Raw genomic sequence first — 13,759 nt, forward strand, 5'->3', positions numbered from 1 at the left:
CAACCTGTTGTCGGTGTGACATATTTGCCCCTTCCCCGGGTACGTCTACGAACCCATTCCCGCCCACCACAGGCGTAATTTCATTCCCCAGTAGCTGGTCCAGCCGCTGGTGGTCGAGACAACCTGCCCTTTCGACAGCACCACCAGCGTCGGCGTCACGCTAACCGCCCAGCGGGTGGAAAGCGTGCCATTAGCATCGTTGACGACCGGAAATGAGACCCCTTTGCGCGCCAGCCACCGGGCGACCAGCGGGGCGTCGCCAGAGCGGAGTGCCACCGTGAGCACATTCTTTCCTTCAGCCTGAAGCCGCGCGACATCGGGGGTTGTAAAACGACAAACGCCGCACCAGCTTGCCCAGAAATACACCAGCAGCGGCTGCTCCTCGCTCAGTGCGGCCAGGGTGACGCTTTCGCCATCCAGCGTCCTCAGCGGCATACTGTCAAAAGACGGCGGGGCCTGCGGAGCGCGCCAGGCGTCAAGCAGTAACGTGCCGCCAGCCAGCAGCACCAGCAGGATAATCCCCTCCCGCAACCAGCGTCGCAGTTTACTGACCATGCGCCACCGCCAGTTTCTCTTTGACCACCTCGTTCAGCACCTCCCAGGAGACCGCCCCTGGGATCAGCTCATCGCCAATGATTGTCGCTGGCGTCCCTTGTACGCCAATCAACCGCGCCAGTTGCAGGTTAGTGCTCAGCGTCTCCTGACTTTTCACCTCCAGCGTGACCGGACTCGCCCCCGACTTCGCTTGCGCCTGACGGATGCTGGCGTCGGTATGATACCCCCGCTTCTGCATCAACTTTTCATGCAACGCCGGAAACTGTTCCGGATGTTCACGCCACGTCGTCAGCGCAGTACGCGCCGCCAGCACCGAGCTTTCACCTTTAAACGGCAGCGGTTTCACGATCACCGCCACGTCGGGATAGGTCTTTACGATTTTTTCCAGCAACGGGTCAAGCTGTTTGCAGTAGGGACAGTTGTAGTCGGTAAAATTCACCAGCGTCAGCTTCGCCTGTTTTGCGCCAATGCGCGGACTGCCCGGATCGTTAAACAGCGCCTCATCAATCAACGCTTCAATTTGCCTTTCTTGTTCTGGCGCAAACGGCGCCGCTTCTTTCGCCACACTGACAGCGCTGAATAGCGACAAAAAAAGTATTAACAGATAGTTCATGGCGTCTCTCCTTTCGCTTCTGCCAGCGTTTTCAGCAGGTTGTCGCGGGTTAAAAGGGTTGGCAGCGTCTGCCCTTGAGGCAGGCCGGGGCCATAGATTTGGTTATACGGCACGGCGACCTGACCGCGTGCGTTGAGAAAGGCGGTGATCTCATCAGACGGCAACGTCCAGTCTCCCCGCAGCGCAACCACATCCGGTTGCCCCAGCGCCTCCTGCACGGACGGCGTCGTGAGAACATTGTATTTATTGACTTTGCAGGTAATGCACCACTCGGCGGTGACGTCGATAAACACGCGCTTATGCTGCGCGAGCGCATCGGTAATGGCCTGCTCGCTCAGCGGTTGCCAGTTAACGCGCTCTTTTTCTGCGGGCGACGATGAGAAGCCCAGATGTGGCAGCAACAGCGTTGCCAGCCAGATTGCCGACCCCAGCATCATCAGACCGAGCAGTCGACGCAGCCCATTCATCCAGCGCCCCGGACGCGGCAGACGCTGCGCCAGACCGGGCCGCATCGCCACCAGCAGCCACGGCAGGCTCATCCCCACGCCAAGCGCGAGAAAAAGCCCCCACAGCGTCGGTAACGAGGCGGTCAGCGCCACCGCCACTGCGGTGCCGAGGAACGGCGCGCTGCAAGGCGTCGCCAACAGCGTGGCGAAAGCGCCTTGCCAGAAATGCCCGGCCAGGCCGTTGCCGCCGTGGGTCGCCAGTTTTGTCGTCAGGGAGGCAGGCAAGCGAAAGGTGAACAGGCCAAACAGGCTGGCGCTGAAGGCTAACATTACCAGCATCATCACGCCGATAAACCACGGGTTCTGGAACTGTATTCCCCACCCCAGAGCCTGATTGCTCAGGCGCAGAATGGTCATTAACAGCGCCAGCGCCATGAACGACGCCAGTATGCCGACCACCGAAGCAAGGAACTGGCGACGGACCTGCCGGCGACTTTTATCTTCCACCAGCAATACCGAACCCAGCTTCATAGCCAGTACCGGCAACACGCAGGGCATAAGATTCAGGATCAAACCGCCCGCCAGCGCCATCAGCACGACCTGCCAGAGCGGTAACCCGCCGCCGACCGCGGCGGGCGCATCGCCAGGCGTAAGTTCACTCTCCTGCGCAACCTCGTTATCCGCCAGCACCAGCGTCAACGGTTGGCCGCGCAGATCGGGCGCGCCTTCTCCCCAACTGTCGTGAACCGGAACCGTCGCCCGCATCGTGTCACCGTCAACACGAATATGCGGTTTGCCAAAATCCACCTCCCCGACGCTATCGAGAAACAACGCGGGATCCGTCCAGCCTGCGCTCCGCTGCGCCGTCACGATCAGTTCGCCGGGACGCGCGTCGGCCTGAAGCGTATCCGTCAGCCCTTGCGCCAGCGGAATGCGCCCCATCGCCTGAGCGTAATCGTGGGCAAAGCCAGCATCCCGGGAAGATGGCGTGACGGAAAAGGGATAATCGGTGAGCAGACACACGTTGCTACAGGTAGAAAGCGTCAGCACGCCAGCAAGCGTGGCGGGCGCTTTCCCCTGAACGCGCAACGGAAACGTGACGCGCTGGTGATAGCCCTGGGTGGTGATACCGGCAACGTCAAAACGCGCGGGCGTCGGCCAGAACCAGTTGACGGCTGGCGAGTTCTCTTTCCACGCGATGGACGGCGCAATGCCGCCTTCGCCGGGCGAACGCCAGTAGGTTTTCCAGCCGTCTTCCAGCTTGACGTCTATGAGCAGGCGCGTTTCACCCTGCGCAGTGGTGTCCGCACGAACCCGTACGCTGGCATGATCGTTCTGCGGGGAACGCAACCAGCCGCTCTCTGCCGCCCAGGATACGGGCAGCCAGAGGAATAACAGACAGATCAGCGCCTGCCTGAATGCAAGAATCATAATTTTTCTCCATGAATGATTAACTAACTGTGCAGCACAGCCGGTCTGTCATTCACGGAAGACGCAGAATCGGAGATGGACCCGTAGTCCGGGCGGAGAAATAACGCGTTGCGGAAAGAACGGTAAACGCACCGTCCGTCGCGGGGTTAGCAGGGCAAGGAGTAGACAAAACGCCAGTATCGCGCCTTCGAAAACCACCGGCGGCGCGGCAAGCAACGATTTTGCACTGAGCTCGCACGGCGTGACGGGCGTTGCGTCATCCGGTGCCGACGAGGGCGCAGAAACGACCGTCGTCGCCGTGGCCGTGTCCATCTGCAACGCATGCAGGCCCGCCATGCGCTGCGCGGTACAAACTATCACCACGACACATGCCAGGCAGAGAAACCACCATCCCATCCGTTGACGTTTCGCCATTACACCCTCACTCATTGACGCGAGTTATCTTAGCCACTGTCGGGGAATAAGCAACTGTTGGGCTGTAAAGTTATGTGGGTCATGAGGTTGGCATACGGCGACGGGAGGATTACCCTACACTTAACGGTGACACCTTTTCAGGGATCCCTTCAGCCTGTATTGATTAACCCGAGAGAACGCTATGGAATTAAAGGATTATTACGCCATCATGGGCGTGAAGCCGACGGACGATCTCAAGACGATCAAGACCGCTTACCGCCGACTGGCCCGCAAGTACCATCCTGATGTCAGCAAAGAAACCGACGCCGAAGCCCGCTTTAAAGAAATTGCCGAGGCGTGGGAAGTGTTGAGCGACGAGCAGCGCCGCGCTGAATACGATCAGCTGTGGCAGCACCGTAACGACCCGCAGTTTGACCGTCAGTTTCAGCAGGGCGAAAACCCGCGCTACAACGCCGAAGATTTTGACGATATTTTTTCCTCCATTTTTGGTCAGCAAGCGCGGCATACGCGTCAGCGTCACGCCAGCCGCGGCCATGATATCGAAATCGACGTTGCAGTCTTTCTTGAAGAAACGCTGGCGGAACATAACCGCACCATCAGCTATAACCTGCCGGTATATAACGCGTTTGGCATGGTAGAGCGCGAAATGCCTAAAACGCTGAACGTAAAAATCCCGGCGGGTGTGGGCAACGGTCAGCGGATCCGCTTAAAAGGCCAGGGAACCCCGGGCGAAAACGGCGGGCCGAACGGCGACCTGTGGCTGGTGATTCATATCGCGCCCCATCCGCTGTTTGACATAGTGAATCAGGATCTGGAGATCGTGGTGCCACTGGCGCCATGGGAAGCCGCGCTGGGTGCGAAAATTGCGGTGCCTACGCTGAAAGAGAGCATTCTGGTCACCGTTCCCCCCGGCAGCCAGTCCGGGCAGCGCTTGCGCATTAAAGGCAAAGGCCTGGTGAGCAAAAAACAGACCGGTGATTTATACGTGGTCATCAAAATTGTGATGCCGCCGAAACCTGACGAACGCGCACGCGCGCTGTGGCAGCAGTTGGCGGAGGCGCAGTCGGGGTTTGATCCGCGCAAAGACTGGGGGAAAGCATAATGGCTAATGTCACCATCACCTTCACGGTTACTGAATTTTGTCTGCATACCGGCGTCACGGAAGAGGAACTGAATGAGCTGGTCGGGTTGGGTGTGATTGAACCGTATGACGATACCGCTCCCGGCTGGCAGTTTGACGATCGCGCCGCCGCGGTGGTGCAGCGCGCGCTCCGGCTGCGTCAGGAACTGGCGCTGGACTGGCCGGGTATCGCCGTTGCCCTTACTCTACTGGAAGACAATACGCGTTTGCGCCAGGAAAATCGCCTGCTGCGCCAGCGGCTTTCGCGCTTTATTGCCCATCCATAAATTCCGGGCGGCGAAAGCTGCCCTTTTATCCAGCAATGATATAAATCAACGCTGACGCTGTCGGATCACCGTAGAATAGTAGCATCTAGAATACCACTTTATGGGAAGCCGTGGGCCATGAGCGATAAGAAACGAACGCGCTGGCAGCGCCGTCCGGGAACGACAGGCGGTAAACTCCCCTGGCATGACTGGCGCAACGCCACCAGTTGGCGTAAAGCGACGCAGTTTCTGATGTTGGCGATCAATGGATATATTGGTGTGACCTTTTATTACTGGGTGCGCTATTACGAAACCGGCGGAGCCAGCCTGTATCTGCCCCGCCCTGGCGGAATTGAAGGCTGGCTACCTATCGCCGGTCTGATGAATCTGCGCTACACGCTGGAAACCGGATTTCTGCCGCCAATTCATGCTGCCGCCATGCTGTTACTGGTGGCCTTTATGCTAACCAGCCTGCTGCTGAAAAAATCTTTCTGTTCGTGGCTGTGTCCTGTCGGTACGCTGTCGGAACTTATCGCCAATCTTGGGAAGCGGCTCTTTGGCCGTCATTTCAGTCTTCCCCGGTTTCTGGATATTCCCTTGCGGGGACTAAAGTATCTTTTGCTGGTCTTTTTTCTCTCTATTTCGTTGTCGATGCCTGCGCAGGGTATACAGTATTTTCTGATGTCCGCCTACGGCATTATTATCGATGTCAAAATGCTCGATTTCTTTCGCCATATCGGCACGATAACGCTCCTCAGCGTCGCACTGCTGGTGGTCCTGAGCTTATTTATTCGTCACGCCTGGTGTCGCTATCTGTGTCCTTACGGCGCATTGCTGGGGCTGTTATCTCTGCTTTCACCGTTCAAAATCCGCCGTAATGCCCGTCGCTGTATTGACTGTGGTAAATGCGCGAAAAACTGCCCGTCGCGTATTCCGGTAGATAAGCTGATCCAGGTGCGCACCGTGGAATGTACGGGCTGTATGACCTGCGTGGAGTCCTGCCCGGTCGCCCAGACCCTGAGTTTTTCTCTGCGCACGCCTGGCGGAGAGACAGGGAAACGGCACGGCGCGCTGTCCGGGGTGACGATGGCGCTGCTGGTGTTAGGGGTTATGTTCGCCAGCGTGGCGTTCGCGATGCTGGCAGGCGTGTGGGAAAGCCCGGTGCCAGAACATCTCTATTTTCGCCTGATTCCGCAGGCAGGCGCCATTGGGCATTAAATCCGAGCCGGATAAGGACGTCATCCGGCACGAAAGATTTATTCCGGCTTCTGGTCGTCGGCCATACCATCCTCGATAAAATCTTTATCCAGTTCTTCCGCGTTGCCTTCATGATCGCGCCCGGAAAGAATGTTCCAGCAGGCGATAAACAACGCGGCGACCAACGGACCAATCACAAAGCCGTTAATGCCGTAGATTTCCATGCCGCCCAGCGTGGTGATCAGGATCAGGTAGTCCGGCATCTTCGTGTCTTTGCCGACCAGAATCGGTCGCAGAATGTTATCCACCAGACCGACAATCACCATAAAGAAACCGACGATAAAAAAGCCCTGCCACAGCTGCTGCGTCGCAAACAGATAAATGGCCGCAGGCACCCAGACGATGGCAGAGCCTACCGCCGGGATAAGCGACAGGAACGCCATCAGCGCGCCCCATAAAATACTGCCTTCGATTCCGGCAATATAAAACGCAATCCCGCCCAGCGTCCCCTGCACAATCGCCACCACAACCGTACCTTTTACCGTCGCGCGGGAAACGCCGGCAAATTTCGCAAACAGATGCTGCTTCACAAAGTCTGACAGGGGAAGCGAATCGAGGATCTGACGCACCAGAAAAGGCCCGTCTTTTAGCAGGAAGAACAGCAGATACAGCATTACGCCGAAACTGATGGCAAAGCCAAAGGTTCCTTTGCCAATCAGAAACGCGCTACCTGCCAGATACTGCCCCCCTTTCAGGGCCACCTCAGAGAGTTTTTGTTGGATTTCCGCAGCGCTGTCGAGATTGTGATCGGCAAGAAACGTTCGTGCCCAGTCAGGCATATGGGCAAATAAACTCGCGATCACCTCCGGAAACTGGGCGTTATTATTCTGTAGCTTGACGTAAACGACGTTCAGTTCGAAGGCCAGCGAGGAGAGGATGAGTGTCAGCGGAATGAAGACGATCAGACAGATAATCCCCAGCGTCAGCAGTGACGCCAGACCATTGCGTTCTCCCAGCGCGACGCGCAATTTGTTCTTTATGGGATAAAAAATAACCGTAAGGATCGCAGCCCAAAGGATAGCGGAGAAGTACGGTGACAAAACATCGAAGAACGCCCATGTCACCATAACCAGCAGGAAAAGGAAAAATCCTTTTGTCAGTCCGTTAAAACGCATTAGTCAGTCCTGTAAACAAAACAACTCTTTGGACTATAGGTCTGATTGGGAATTTTACAATCCCGGAGAGCAGGAAAAATGCGGCAACAAAGGCGCCCCCTTTCCATCGTGCGTTGTGGAAATGGCCACTCAAGAGCCAGAGCAGGCATAATTATTACTCTCTCTCTGGCAAAACCACCCAATCTGTCATAATTTTAGGTGTTAATATTTTATAGCCAATAGTTCTCGCCGATATTTTTCTTGCCAGAATCATCTGAGGCGAGGTAAATCAGAACCAACAAAATATTACTGTCGGCATTTCTATTTTGCAGCTTACCGCTTCGCTTTATTTGATCAAAAAATGATCGCATTTTAATTAGTAACGTAAAGTTATGTATAGCTTTCAATAAGATTTTTACCGCTTACCTGCTGAATTAAAAAGAAAAATAAAAAGAGATAACAAAAACGATCGTTTTTCAAGGACTTACATCACCTTGAAACATAGTGAAACGTTGTTTACTTTTAGAAACAAGCCTACACCAGCCTATTTCAAATGATATCAAGAAGTGCGTAACTTAAAGGAGTTAAGTGTGAAGTGGACAGTAATTGACACAATTGCATGCCCTAATACTGGTATTGCGTTTTCCAGCATCGTCAGCCTAAAAATGCTCAAACTGGTAATTTGGTATGAAGGAGATGTCATTATTCCAGCCGGATCAACAATTGAACCTTTTGCGGAAGGCATAAAAATTGATGGAGAATATCATCCACTAAAAGTCTACAATATCACGACGCTTAAACTTTCTGTCTGGCGCGAAATGAAAGAGAAAATTAAATGTCCGGAAAGCAGTCGCGACGACGATGATCTCTGCCTTACCCCCTTCAAATGCGCACTCAAAGTTTGCCCTTACGGTAAAAAACGCCCACAACATTCATTGGTGTCCTGAAGGACTCTTTCAACAAGGATGTGCTTACGCGCGCGTCTGTTAGGTATAACGAGCAAGCATCGCTTCCGGGATGGGGCACAGCGCGGAGTCCGCTCGATAGACGGGTTGCGATGCCTATTCGCCCGCGACGCAAAAGGTGACGCGTTTTTTATCGCCGACCAGCTTATCCTGTACTTCCATTCTGCGACTGACTGGAGGTTTCCTGTGTGTGGACGCTTGCACAAGCTCAAACCTGTGAAGAGCATCTTGCCTACCAGGCAGACGAAGCCTGTCGTGACATAACATACGACCCGGTATAGCCGGAGAGTAACTCCGGCTGAATTTATCCGAAGTATCCAAAAAGACGAAGATCTCTGATTTAGCATTGCACTGATTTTGGACCAGGGTCACCGCAACAAAGCATATAGTTTGCTGTCATAGAGGTTACCGTTCTTATATGCTGCCTTTTTTAACACGCCCTCTAATTCAAAACCGTTTTTTTCAAGAATCCTGCATGATCCCAAATTATGAGAAAAGACGGTCGCATATAATCGGATGATATTGTGATCCTGGAATGAAAGCTGCACCATCTGTTTTACAGCTTTTGTCATGATCCCTTTTCCCCAGTGATCTTCTCCAAGCCAGTATCCAAGTTCTGCGCTTTTCTCATACATATCACAACCTACTGTAATACCGATACCGCCCACCGCTTGACCGTCAATGACGATTGCAAGGTTGCGAGTTTTCTTTAAATCTTGCGTTTGGCAAAATTCAATAAAGCGCACAGCATCTTCTTCCGTATAGGGGTAGGGAAAGATATTTCTCAAATTTCGGGCAATGTTCCGGTTATTTGCATGATGTGCCAGGTCGTGAACATAGCCTAAAGACCATTCTTTTAATTCCATAAATTTTCTCCTAAGCTATAACAACCTTTCCAAACCAAGACCACTTATTAAACACCGATTTTTTTTACTCCCGGTCATTTTGCTAATCCAATCAACAAAACCACCATCGCCGATCTCAATTTGCTCGTTATCTTTTTGTACATAAATCTTAAAGTTGATTCCTTTGTAGTAGTTGTTGTTCTCACTTTTTAGATCAACAGAAACAGGAGTATCAGGAAACATCTCTTTTACAGCAGAGTACATTTCTTCAAAAAAGTCCTCATAGGCTGTATACCCAGTTCGCCGTCTTAGCACAATCGTCATTTTACGATGGTATCTTGTCTGTACTAAATGATCATAGAATTGAAGATGGTGCTTTAACAGCTCCTTTTCACACAGATAAGAGCCCTTATCCTTTGCGGCGGATACAATGCAAAAAATCCCAAAATGTGCATATAAATTTTCGCCTTCCCACTTCTGACCTCTGACTACGCGTGACGTCGTCGCATAATGTGTACAGCGGGTATGGTCAATTTGGTTGTTCAATATATCATTGGAAAGCATGATTGCCAGAATATTAGACGGGTCGGAAAGCACCTCAACATTCCGTACCGCACTTAATACATTGTTTTGGTTTACACAGCCAAACACACTACAACTGCCAATCGGTGCAACCGGGGACAACAGTTTGTTTGTCATTCCGGTTTTTGATGTCATTGATAATAGTTCAAGCTCCAACTGGTGTAGTTTAATCGGATCAAAGCTGCCGGGAGCAACAAAGCGATTTTCCCTGAAAGCATGCAGGACTTTTTGTGGTGAGGATTTCGCTGTTCTTAGTAAAAAGAGTTTCAATAAAAGAGAATTGAAGTCTGCTGTATTCAAAGAACATATTCTGTCGAAAATGTCCTGTACTTCTATTTTTTCTAATATTCTCTTGCAAATTTTGTCCATAAAAATCTCTCTTTTTTTACAGCATAGTAAAAGTGTTTTTCAGCATAGTAAAAGTGAGAAATCCTATCAAGGTCAATTGACCCGACATTATAAATATGGCACACTTTTTTGGAGTTGTGTCATATCCTTAATCAAAAACGTGTTGTTACTATATGAAATTATCCCCTCGTTCTCACAAGTGCTGATAGCCCTATTCAAACTACGAATGGGGGTGTTAATTTCCTTTGATAAATTTGCTTTTGTGAGATTTTGCAAAGTGTCTCGTCGATAATGCATCAGAATACTTCTCAAAAGTCTTTCTTTCACGGTAAGGCTTAGTATATGTTCTACCAATTCAGCGTTTATTATCAATTTATTTGCTAATTCTTTAATTAAAAATTTAGTAGCTTCAAAATCAGATTGTAACCATGACAGAAAGTCTGTTTTATAAAGACGTTTGGCAATACATGATGTAATGGCTGTAATTTCAACGGGTTTCCTTCCATCGTAGAATGGTTCTATTTCACCGAAAAAGCTTCCTTTTTCATACAAATGCAGAGTAGCAAATGTTCCGTGAGGACTTTGAATATACGCCTCAGCTGTGCCCTCCATCAAGAAATAAATGTAGTTATTCTCCCGCTCTGCAAATAATATTGTTTCATTGGGATTATATATTTTAGTTTCCAGCTTCTCTTTCATACGGTTTGGTATAATATCATAAAAGAACATTGCCCTCTCCTCTTGTTATTCAAAACTATTACCATAAATATGGTTGTAAAGAAAACGCCTAAATTAACTTCAGGCAACCAATATTTTATTCGTACTTTAACTTTTTTCTTCTTCCAACACTAAGCTTTTCCAGAGTGTGCGGTTTGTCGCTTTCGCCCACCTCACGTACCCAGACATATTCAGCCCGGCCAAAAATCTGTTGGCTGGCGCAAAATTGATTTGAATAACGGCACAGAAAGAATGCCCCAGACTGTCACCTGACGCGCTGGTGCTTTACAACAACGATCGTGGTCAGTTCATCCGCAAGACATTTAATAACCGCTGGCTTAAGGCTGTACGTGCAGTACAAAGCGAACTGGGCCATGAACCGGATTACACGTTTCATGTTATTAAGGCAAAAGCTATTTCAGATTTTGAGGGTAGTAACAGGGATAAACAGCTTTTCAGCGGTCACAGAACAGAAAGTCAGGTGCTCATCTACGACAGGAAGGTACAAATCAACCCGACGCTGAATCGTCCGGTTATTGAGGAAAAGTGATTTTTTATGCAAATGGAGGGGGGGATATTCTTCGAGAATATTCTTTTTTTATTCTTCGCCCTGAAAAACAAAGGGGTCACCTTTCGGTAACCCCTTGTTTAATCTGGCGGAAGCGCAGAGATTCGAACTCTGGAACCCTTTCGGGTCGCCGGTTTTCAAGACCGGTGCCTTCAACCGCTCGGCCACACTTCCGGAATGAGGCGCACTATAAACATCCCGATGCGCCGTGTAAAGCCCGAATGTGTTTGTTTGCCTGAAAAACAGTCAAAATGCTGTTAATCGACTGAAATAACAACACATTGACCATTTTAACAGCACAATCTTCAGCCTTTGAGCGTGCAGGCGCTTTATGACCATGAAACCTGATGAAGATCAAATGAGTAAAGATGGGTAAAACCGCTATGTCATCGCCTGGGATTTCATTATCTTCTGTCATTAATTACATCTGTCATCATAAGAGAGTGACTCATGGATCGTATTGTTAGTTCTTCACATGACCGTACATCGCTACTCAGCACCCATAAAGTGCTGCGCAATACCTATTTTCTGCTGAGCCTGACGCTGGCGTTTTCTGCGATCACGGCGACAGCCAGTACCGTATTGATGCTACCTTCTCCGGGTCTGATTCTGACGCTGGTCGGTATGTATGGTCTGATGTTCCTGACGTATAAAACCGCGAACAAGCCAAGTGGTATTATCTCCGCGTTTGCCTTTACCGGCTTCCTTGGCTATATCCTTGGCCCGATTCTGAACGCTTACCTTTCCGCGGGGATGGGTGATGTGATTGGCATGGCGCTGGGCGGCACCGCACTGGTGTTCTTCTGCTGTTCAGCCTACGTACTGACTACGCGCAAAGATATGTCCTTCCTCGGCGGTATGCTGATGGCAGGTATTGTGGTGGTGCTGATCGGCATGGTTGCAAATATCTTCCTGCAACTGCCAGCGCTGCATCTGGCGATTAGCGCGGTATTTATCCTGATTTCTTCAGGCGCCATTCTGTTCGAAACCAGTAATATCATCCGTGGTGGTGAGACCAACTATATTCGTGCAACGGTTAGCCTCTACGTTTCGCTATACAATATCTTTGTCAGCCTGCTCAGTATTCTGGGTTTCGCCAGCCGCGACTAAGCTGAGGGTATAAACACGAACGGAGAATGCTTGCGCATTCTCCGTTTTTTTATGCCTGATTCCCGCGACAGAGGTATGTTGGATAGAGGCGATCCTGGATTAACCAGACTGAAGGCGCCACTTCCGCAATGGTCAGATAATAACGCGCGTCGGCGTGCGCGAAACTTCCCCACTGTGTGTCCGGCGTGTCATCATTGTGCCGCCGCCAGGTCTTCGTATAGGTCAGTACAATGACGTTATTATCCTCTCTCGGCGTCCAGGTAAAATTCATATCGCGATCGATAATCATGTCACGTCCCCCAGCCTTCGCCGCACCTTTATAGGTGGTAAGCCCCGTACCGTCACGATGAAAATAAAACTGTGCAACCGCGTTCACCCTGACTTCACTCTCTTTGCCCTGGTTGCGGGTGAAATTAAACTCCGTTGTGCAGGCAATGACGTCATGACTTCTCGACCACGACGGGTAAAAATATGTCGCCAGCGCGCCGCCAATCAACGTACCGCAAACGCCATACAAAAGTTTGTTTTTCATTTTCCTGCCCCACTCTTATAACGGATCGTTTTACAGAAACGGCTCTTACTTTCCGGACAGGCGCCGATAAAAACCTCATCAGCCTTCGCAATTGAAAATCTGGCGCTGAAATAATAAATGTCGTAATTCTCTCTCTGACACTCCACTTTGTTTTCTGCCAATAACGCCGCCAGTTTCGCGATGACCAACGGGCGTCCGTGATCGTTAATTAACCAGATACGGCAACCCGCAATGTTCTCTTCTACCGGCTTTAACGTGGCGGGAAGAATAAAGTCCGGCTTTACGTAGTGAAACGTGCCGATAGCCACCCCGACGAGTGCCAAAGCAAGTAAAGCTGTCCGCCTGAATCGAAAACGGAAGTGAGGTGCCGACGTTGAAGACGTGACAGGTGGCTCCACAACAGGCTCCGGGCTGGTCGTTTTTTCCCGCGGCTGGCATGAAACGTCGCCCTCGAAACGAAATCCCAAACGTGGAACGGTGGTAATAACAACACGCGTTTCCCCCAGCAACTGGAAACTTCTGCGCAGTTCGCTGACTGCTTTATTCAGGTTATTTCCCGATGGTGTAAAGCCGTACTCATCCCATACCCGGGTAATTAACTGTTCCCGACTCAGGTCACTGCCTTTATGGCGAATAAATTCCTGCAGTAAACGTACGGCAGGCGCCGACAGCGTTATTGCCGATTCTGGTTGACCAACGAGGCTTATTGACTGTGCTTTTGGATCAAACAACAACGAATGATTAAAAATAAAAAACATACAGAAATCTCATGTGATACCGCACGCGGTTCTGTTTGCAACCTGTTTTCTCACTGGCGTATTCGCCCACTGAACTCAGGCTATTTTCTGAGCAGAGCTTTTTCGCGACACAATGAGTAAAGCGGTATTTTTGCTTAA

16 protein-coding genes, 1 tRNA gene and 1 pseudogene are annotated in these 13,759 nt (G+C 50.8%); 6 read left to right on the forward strand and 12 right to left on the reverse strand.

From position 1 onward, the window contains the following. Positions 1 to 45: 45 nt before the first annotated feature. The 4 genes from CSE01S_RS10740 to CSE01S_RS10755 are packed head-to-tail and all read right to left on the reverse strand — an operon-like array spanning position 46 to position 3,459. Positions 46 to 555: a protein disulfide oxidoreductase gene (locus tag CSE01S_RS10740; protein WP_042287922.1), complete on the reverse strand. Its 510-nt coding sequence runs from the start codon at positions 553 to 555 to the stop codon at positions 46 to 48. Next, positions 545 to 1,168 (reverse strand): DsbA family protein, encoded by a 624-nt coding sequence (locus CSE01S_RS10745; RefSeq protein ID WP_042287925.1) that lies wholly within the window; start codon positions 1,166 to 1,168, stop codon positions 545 to 547. The genes CSE01S_RS10740 and CSE01S_RS10745 overlap by 11 nt, the downstream gene beginning before the upstream one ends. After that, positions 1,165 to 3,045, reverse strand: coding sequence for a cytochrome c biogenesis protein CcdA (locus tag CSE01S_RS10750; protein WP_042287929.1), 1,881 nt, complete (start codon positions 3,043 to 3,045; stop codon positions 1,165 to 1,167). Before CSE01S_RS10750 ends, CSE01S_RS10745 begins: the two co-directional genes overlap by 4 nt. 48 nt (positions 3,046 to 3,093) lie before the next feature. Beyond that, complete coding sequence (locus tag CSE01S_RS10755; protein WP_042288212.1) at positions 3,094 to 3,459, reverse strand: hypothetical protein; 366 nt, start codon at positions 3,457 to 3,459, stop codon at positions 3,094 to 3,096. A 181-nt stretch (positions 3,460 to 3,640) separates the two neighbouring features. Between CSE01S_RS10755 and cbpA the strand changes: the two genes are divergently transcribed. The 3 genes from cbpA to CSE01S_RS10770 all read left to right on the forward strand — a co-directional run bounded on the left by cbpA (position 3,641) and on the right by CSE01S_RS10770 (position 6,063). Then, on the forward strand, positions 3,641 to 4,561 hold the full coding sequence (gene cbpA, locus CSE01S_RS10760) for a curved DNA-binding protein (protein ID WP_042287933.1): 921 nt from the start codon (positions 3,641 to 3,643) through the stop codon (positions 4,559 to 4,561). Continuing rightward, a complete protein-coding gene (gene cbpM / locus CSE01S_RS10765; protein WP_042287937.1) occupies positions 4,561 to 4,866 on the forward strand; it encodes a chaperone modulator CbpM in 306 nt (101 codons plus the stop codon). Before cbpA ends, cbpM begins: the two co-directional genes overlap by 1 nt. A gap of 117 nt (positions 4,867 to 4,983) precedes the next feature. After that, the gene (locus CSE01S_RS10770; protein ID WP_042287940.1) at positions 4,984 to 6,063 is read left to right on the forward strand and encodes a 4Fe-4S binding protein; all 1,080 of its coding nucleotides are present in this window, start codon (positions 4,984 to 4,986) and stop codon (positions 6,061 to 6,063) included. Between the two features lie 38 nt (positions 6,064 to 6,101). On the opposite strand, the gene CSE01S_RS10775 is transcribed toward CSE01S_RS10770, so the two are convergent. Beyond that, a complete protein-coding gene (locus CSE01S_RS10775) occupies positions 6,102 to 7,217 on the reverse strand; it encodes an AI-2E family transporter (protein WP_042287942.1) in 1,116 nt (371 codons plus the stop codon). 569 nt (positions 7,218 to 7,786) lie between these two features. On the opposite strand from CSE01S_RS10775, the gene iraM reads away from it, so the two are divergent. Next, a complete protein-coding gene (gene iraM / locus CSE01S_RS10780) occupies positions 7,787 to 8,143 on the forward strand; it encodes an anti-adapter protein IraM (RefSeq protein WP_042287946.1) in 357 nt (118 codons plus the stop codon). Between the two features lie 386 nt (positions 8,144 to 8,529). On the opposite strand, the gene CSE01S_RS10790 is transcribed toward iraM, so the two are convergent. The 3 genes from CSE01S_RS10790 to CSE01S_RS10800 form a co-directional block, all read right to left on the reverse strand. Beyond that, positions 8,530 to 9,027, reverse strand: a complete 498-nt coding sequence (locus CSE01S_RS10790; RefSeq protein WP_042287951.1) for a GNAT family N-acetyltransferase — start codon at positions 9,025 to 9,027, stop codon at positions 8,530 to 8,532. 15 nt (positions 9,028 to 9,042) lie between these two features. Beyond that, positions 9,043 to 9,957: a hypothetical protein gene (locus tag CSE01S_RS10795; protein ID WP_042287954.1), complete on the reverse strand. Its 915-nt coding sequence runs from the start codon at positions 9,955 to 9,957 to the stop codon at positions 9,043 to 9,045. Positions 9,958 to 10,044: 87 nt separating this feature from the next. Next, positions 10,045 to 10,665, reverse strand: coding sequence for a Crp/Fnr family transcriptional regulator (locus CSE01S_RS10800; protein ID WP_042287957.1), 621 nt, complete (start codon positions 10,663 to 10,665; stop codon positions 10,045 to 10,047). A 226-nt stretch (positions 10,666 to 10,891) separates the two neighbouring features. Between CSE01S_RS10800 and CSE01S_RS10805 the strand changes: the two are divergent. Beyond that, positions 10,892 to 11,203, forward strand: a pseudogene (locus CSE01S_RS10805) (site-specific integrase); the annotation flags it as partial. Positions 11,204 to 11,307: 104 nt separating this feature from the next. Here the strand turns inward: CSE01S_RS10805 and CSE01S_RS10810 are convergent. Together CSE01S_RS10810 and CSE01S_RS23070 are read right to left on the reverse strand one after the other, a co-directional pair. Then, a tRNA-Ser gene (locus tag CSE01S_RS10810) sits at positions 11,308 to 11,395 on the reverse strand. A 13-nt stretch (positions 11,396 to 11,408) separates the two neighbouring features. Beyond that, positions 11,409 to 11,639, reverse strand: a complete 231-nt coding sequence (locus tag CSE01S_RS23070) for a hypothetical protein (RefSeq protein WP_060569566.1) — start codon at positions 11,637 to 11,639, stop codon at positions 11,409 to 11,411. A gap of 32 nt (positions 11,640 to 11,671) precedes the next feature. On the opposite strand from CSE01S_RS23070, the gene yccA reads away from it, so the two are divergent. After that, the gene (yccA, locus tag CSE01S_RS10815) at positions 11,672 to 12,331 is read left to right on the forward strand and encodes an FtsH protease modulator YccA (RefSeq protein WP_012905355.1); all 660 of its coding nucleotides are present in this window, start codon (positions 11,672 to 11,674) and stop codon (positions 12,329 to 12,331) included. Between the two features lie 49 nt (positions 12,332 to 12,380). Here the strand turns inward: yccA and CSE01S_RS10820 are convergent, their stop codons facing one another. After that, positions 12,381 to 12,863, reverse strand: coding sequence for a hypothetical protein (locus tag CSE01S_RS10820; RefSeq protein WP_042287960.1), 483 nt, complete (start codon positions 12,861 to 12,863; stop codon positions 12,381 to 12,383). Beyond that, positions 12,860 to 13,621 (reverse strand): winged helix-turn-helix domain-containing protein, encoded by a 762-nt coding sequence (locus CSE01S_RS10825; RefSeq protein WP_042287964.1) that lies wholly within the window; start codon positions 13,619 to 13,621, stop codon positions 12,860 to 12,862. Before CSE01S_RS10825 ends, CSE01S_RS10820 begins: the two co-directional genes overlap by 4 nt. Positions 13,622 to 13,759 lie beyond the last annotated feature (138 nt).

It is taken from the genome of Citrobacter sedlakii NBRC 105722 (genome assembly GCF_000759835.1).
Lineage (GTDB): Bacteria > Pseudomonadota > Gammaproteobacteria > Enterobacterales > Enterobacteriaceae > Citrobacter_A > Citrobacter_A sedlakii.

Bases quoted from the DNA above. Each gene is read 5' to 3' on its own strand.
- CSE01S_RS10740 (WP_042287922.1), bottom strand. From the start codon at position 555: ATGGTCAGTAAACTGCGACGCTGGTTGCGGGAGGGGATTATCCTGCTG.
- CSE01S_RS10745 (WP_042287925.1), bottom strand. From the start codon at position 1,168: ATGAACTATCTGTTAATACTTTTTTTGTCGCTATTCAGCGCTGTCAGT.
- CSE01S_RS10750 (WP_042287929.1), bottom strand. From the start codon at position 3,045: ATGATTCTTGCATTCAGGCAGGCGCTGATCTGTCTGTTATTCCTCTGG.
- CSE01S_RS10755 (WP_042288212.1), bottom strand. From the start codon at position 3,459: ATGGCGAAACGTCAACGGATGGGATGGTGGTTTCTCTGCCTGGCATGT.
- cbpA (WP_042287933.1), top strand. From the start codon at position 3,641: ATGGAATTAAAGGATTATTACGCCATCATGGGCGTGAAGCCGACGGAC.
- cbpM (WP_042287937.1), top strand. From the start codon at position 4,561: ATGGCTAATGTCACCATCACCTTCACGGTTACTGAATTTTGTCTGCAT.
- CSE01S_RS10770 (WP_042287940.1), top strand. From the start codon at position 4,984: ATGAGCGATAAGAAACGAACGCGCTGGCAGCGCCGTCCGGGAACGACA.
- CSE01S_RS10775 (WP_042287942.1), bottom strand. From the start codon at position 7,217: ATGCGTTTTAACGGACTGACAAAAGGATTTTTCCTTTTCCTGCTGGTT.
- CSE01S_RS10790 (WP_042287951.1), bottom strand. From the start codon at position 9,027: ATGGAATTAAAAGAATGGTCTTTAGGCTATGTTCACGACCTGGCACAT.
- CSE01S_RS10795 (WP_042287954.1), bottom strand. From the start codon at position 9,957: ATGGACAAAATTTGCAAGAGAATATTAGAAAAAATAGAAGTACAGGAC.
- CSE01S_RS10800 (WP_042287957.1), bottom strand. From the start codon at position 10,665: ATGTTCTTTTATGATATTATACCAAACCGTATGAAAGAGAAGCTGGAA.
- CSE01S_RS23070 (WP_060569566.1), bottom strand. From the start codon at position 11,639: ATGACAGAAGATAATGAAATCCCAGGCGATGACATAGCGGTTTTACCC.
- yccA (WP_012905355.1), top strand. From the start codon at position 11,672: ATGGATCGTATTGTTAGTTCTTCACATGACCGTACATCGCTACTCAGC.
- CSE01S_RS10820 (WP_042287960.1), bottom strand. From the start codon at position 12,863: ATGAAAAACAAACTTTTGTATGGCGTTTGCGGTACGTTGATTGGCGGC.
- CSE01S_RS10825 (WP_042287964.1), bottom strand. From the start codon at position 13,621: ATGTTTTTTATTTTTAATCATTCGTTGTTGTTTGATCCAAAAGCACAG.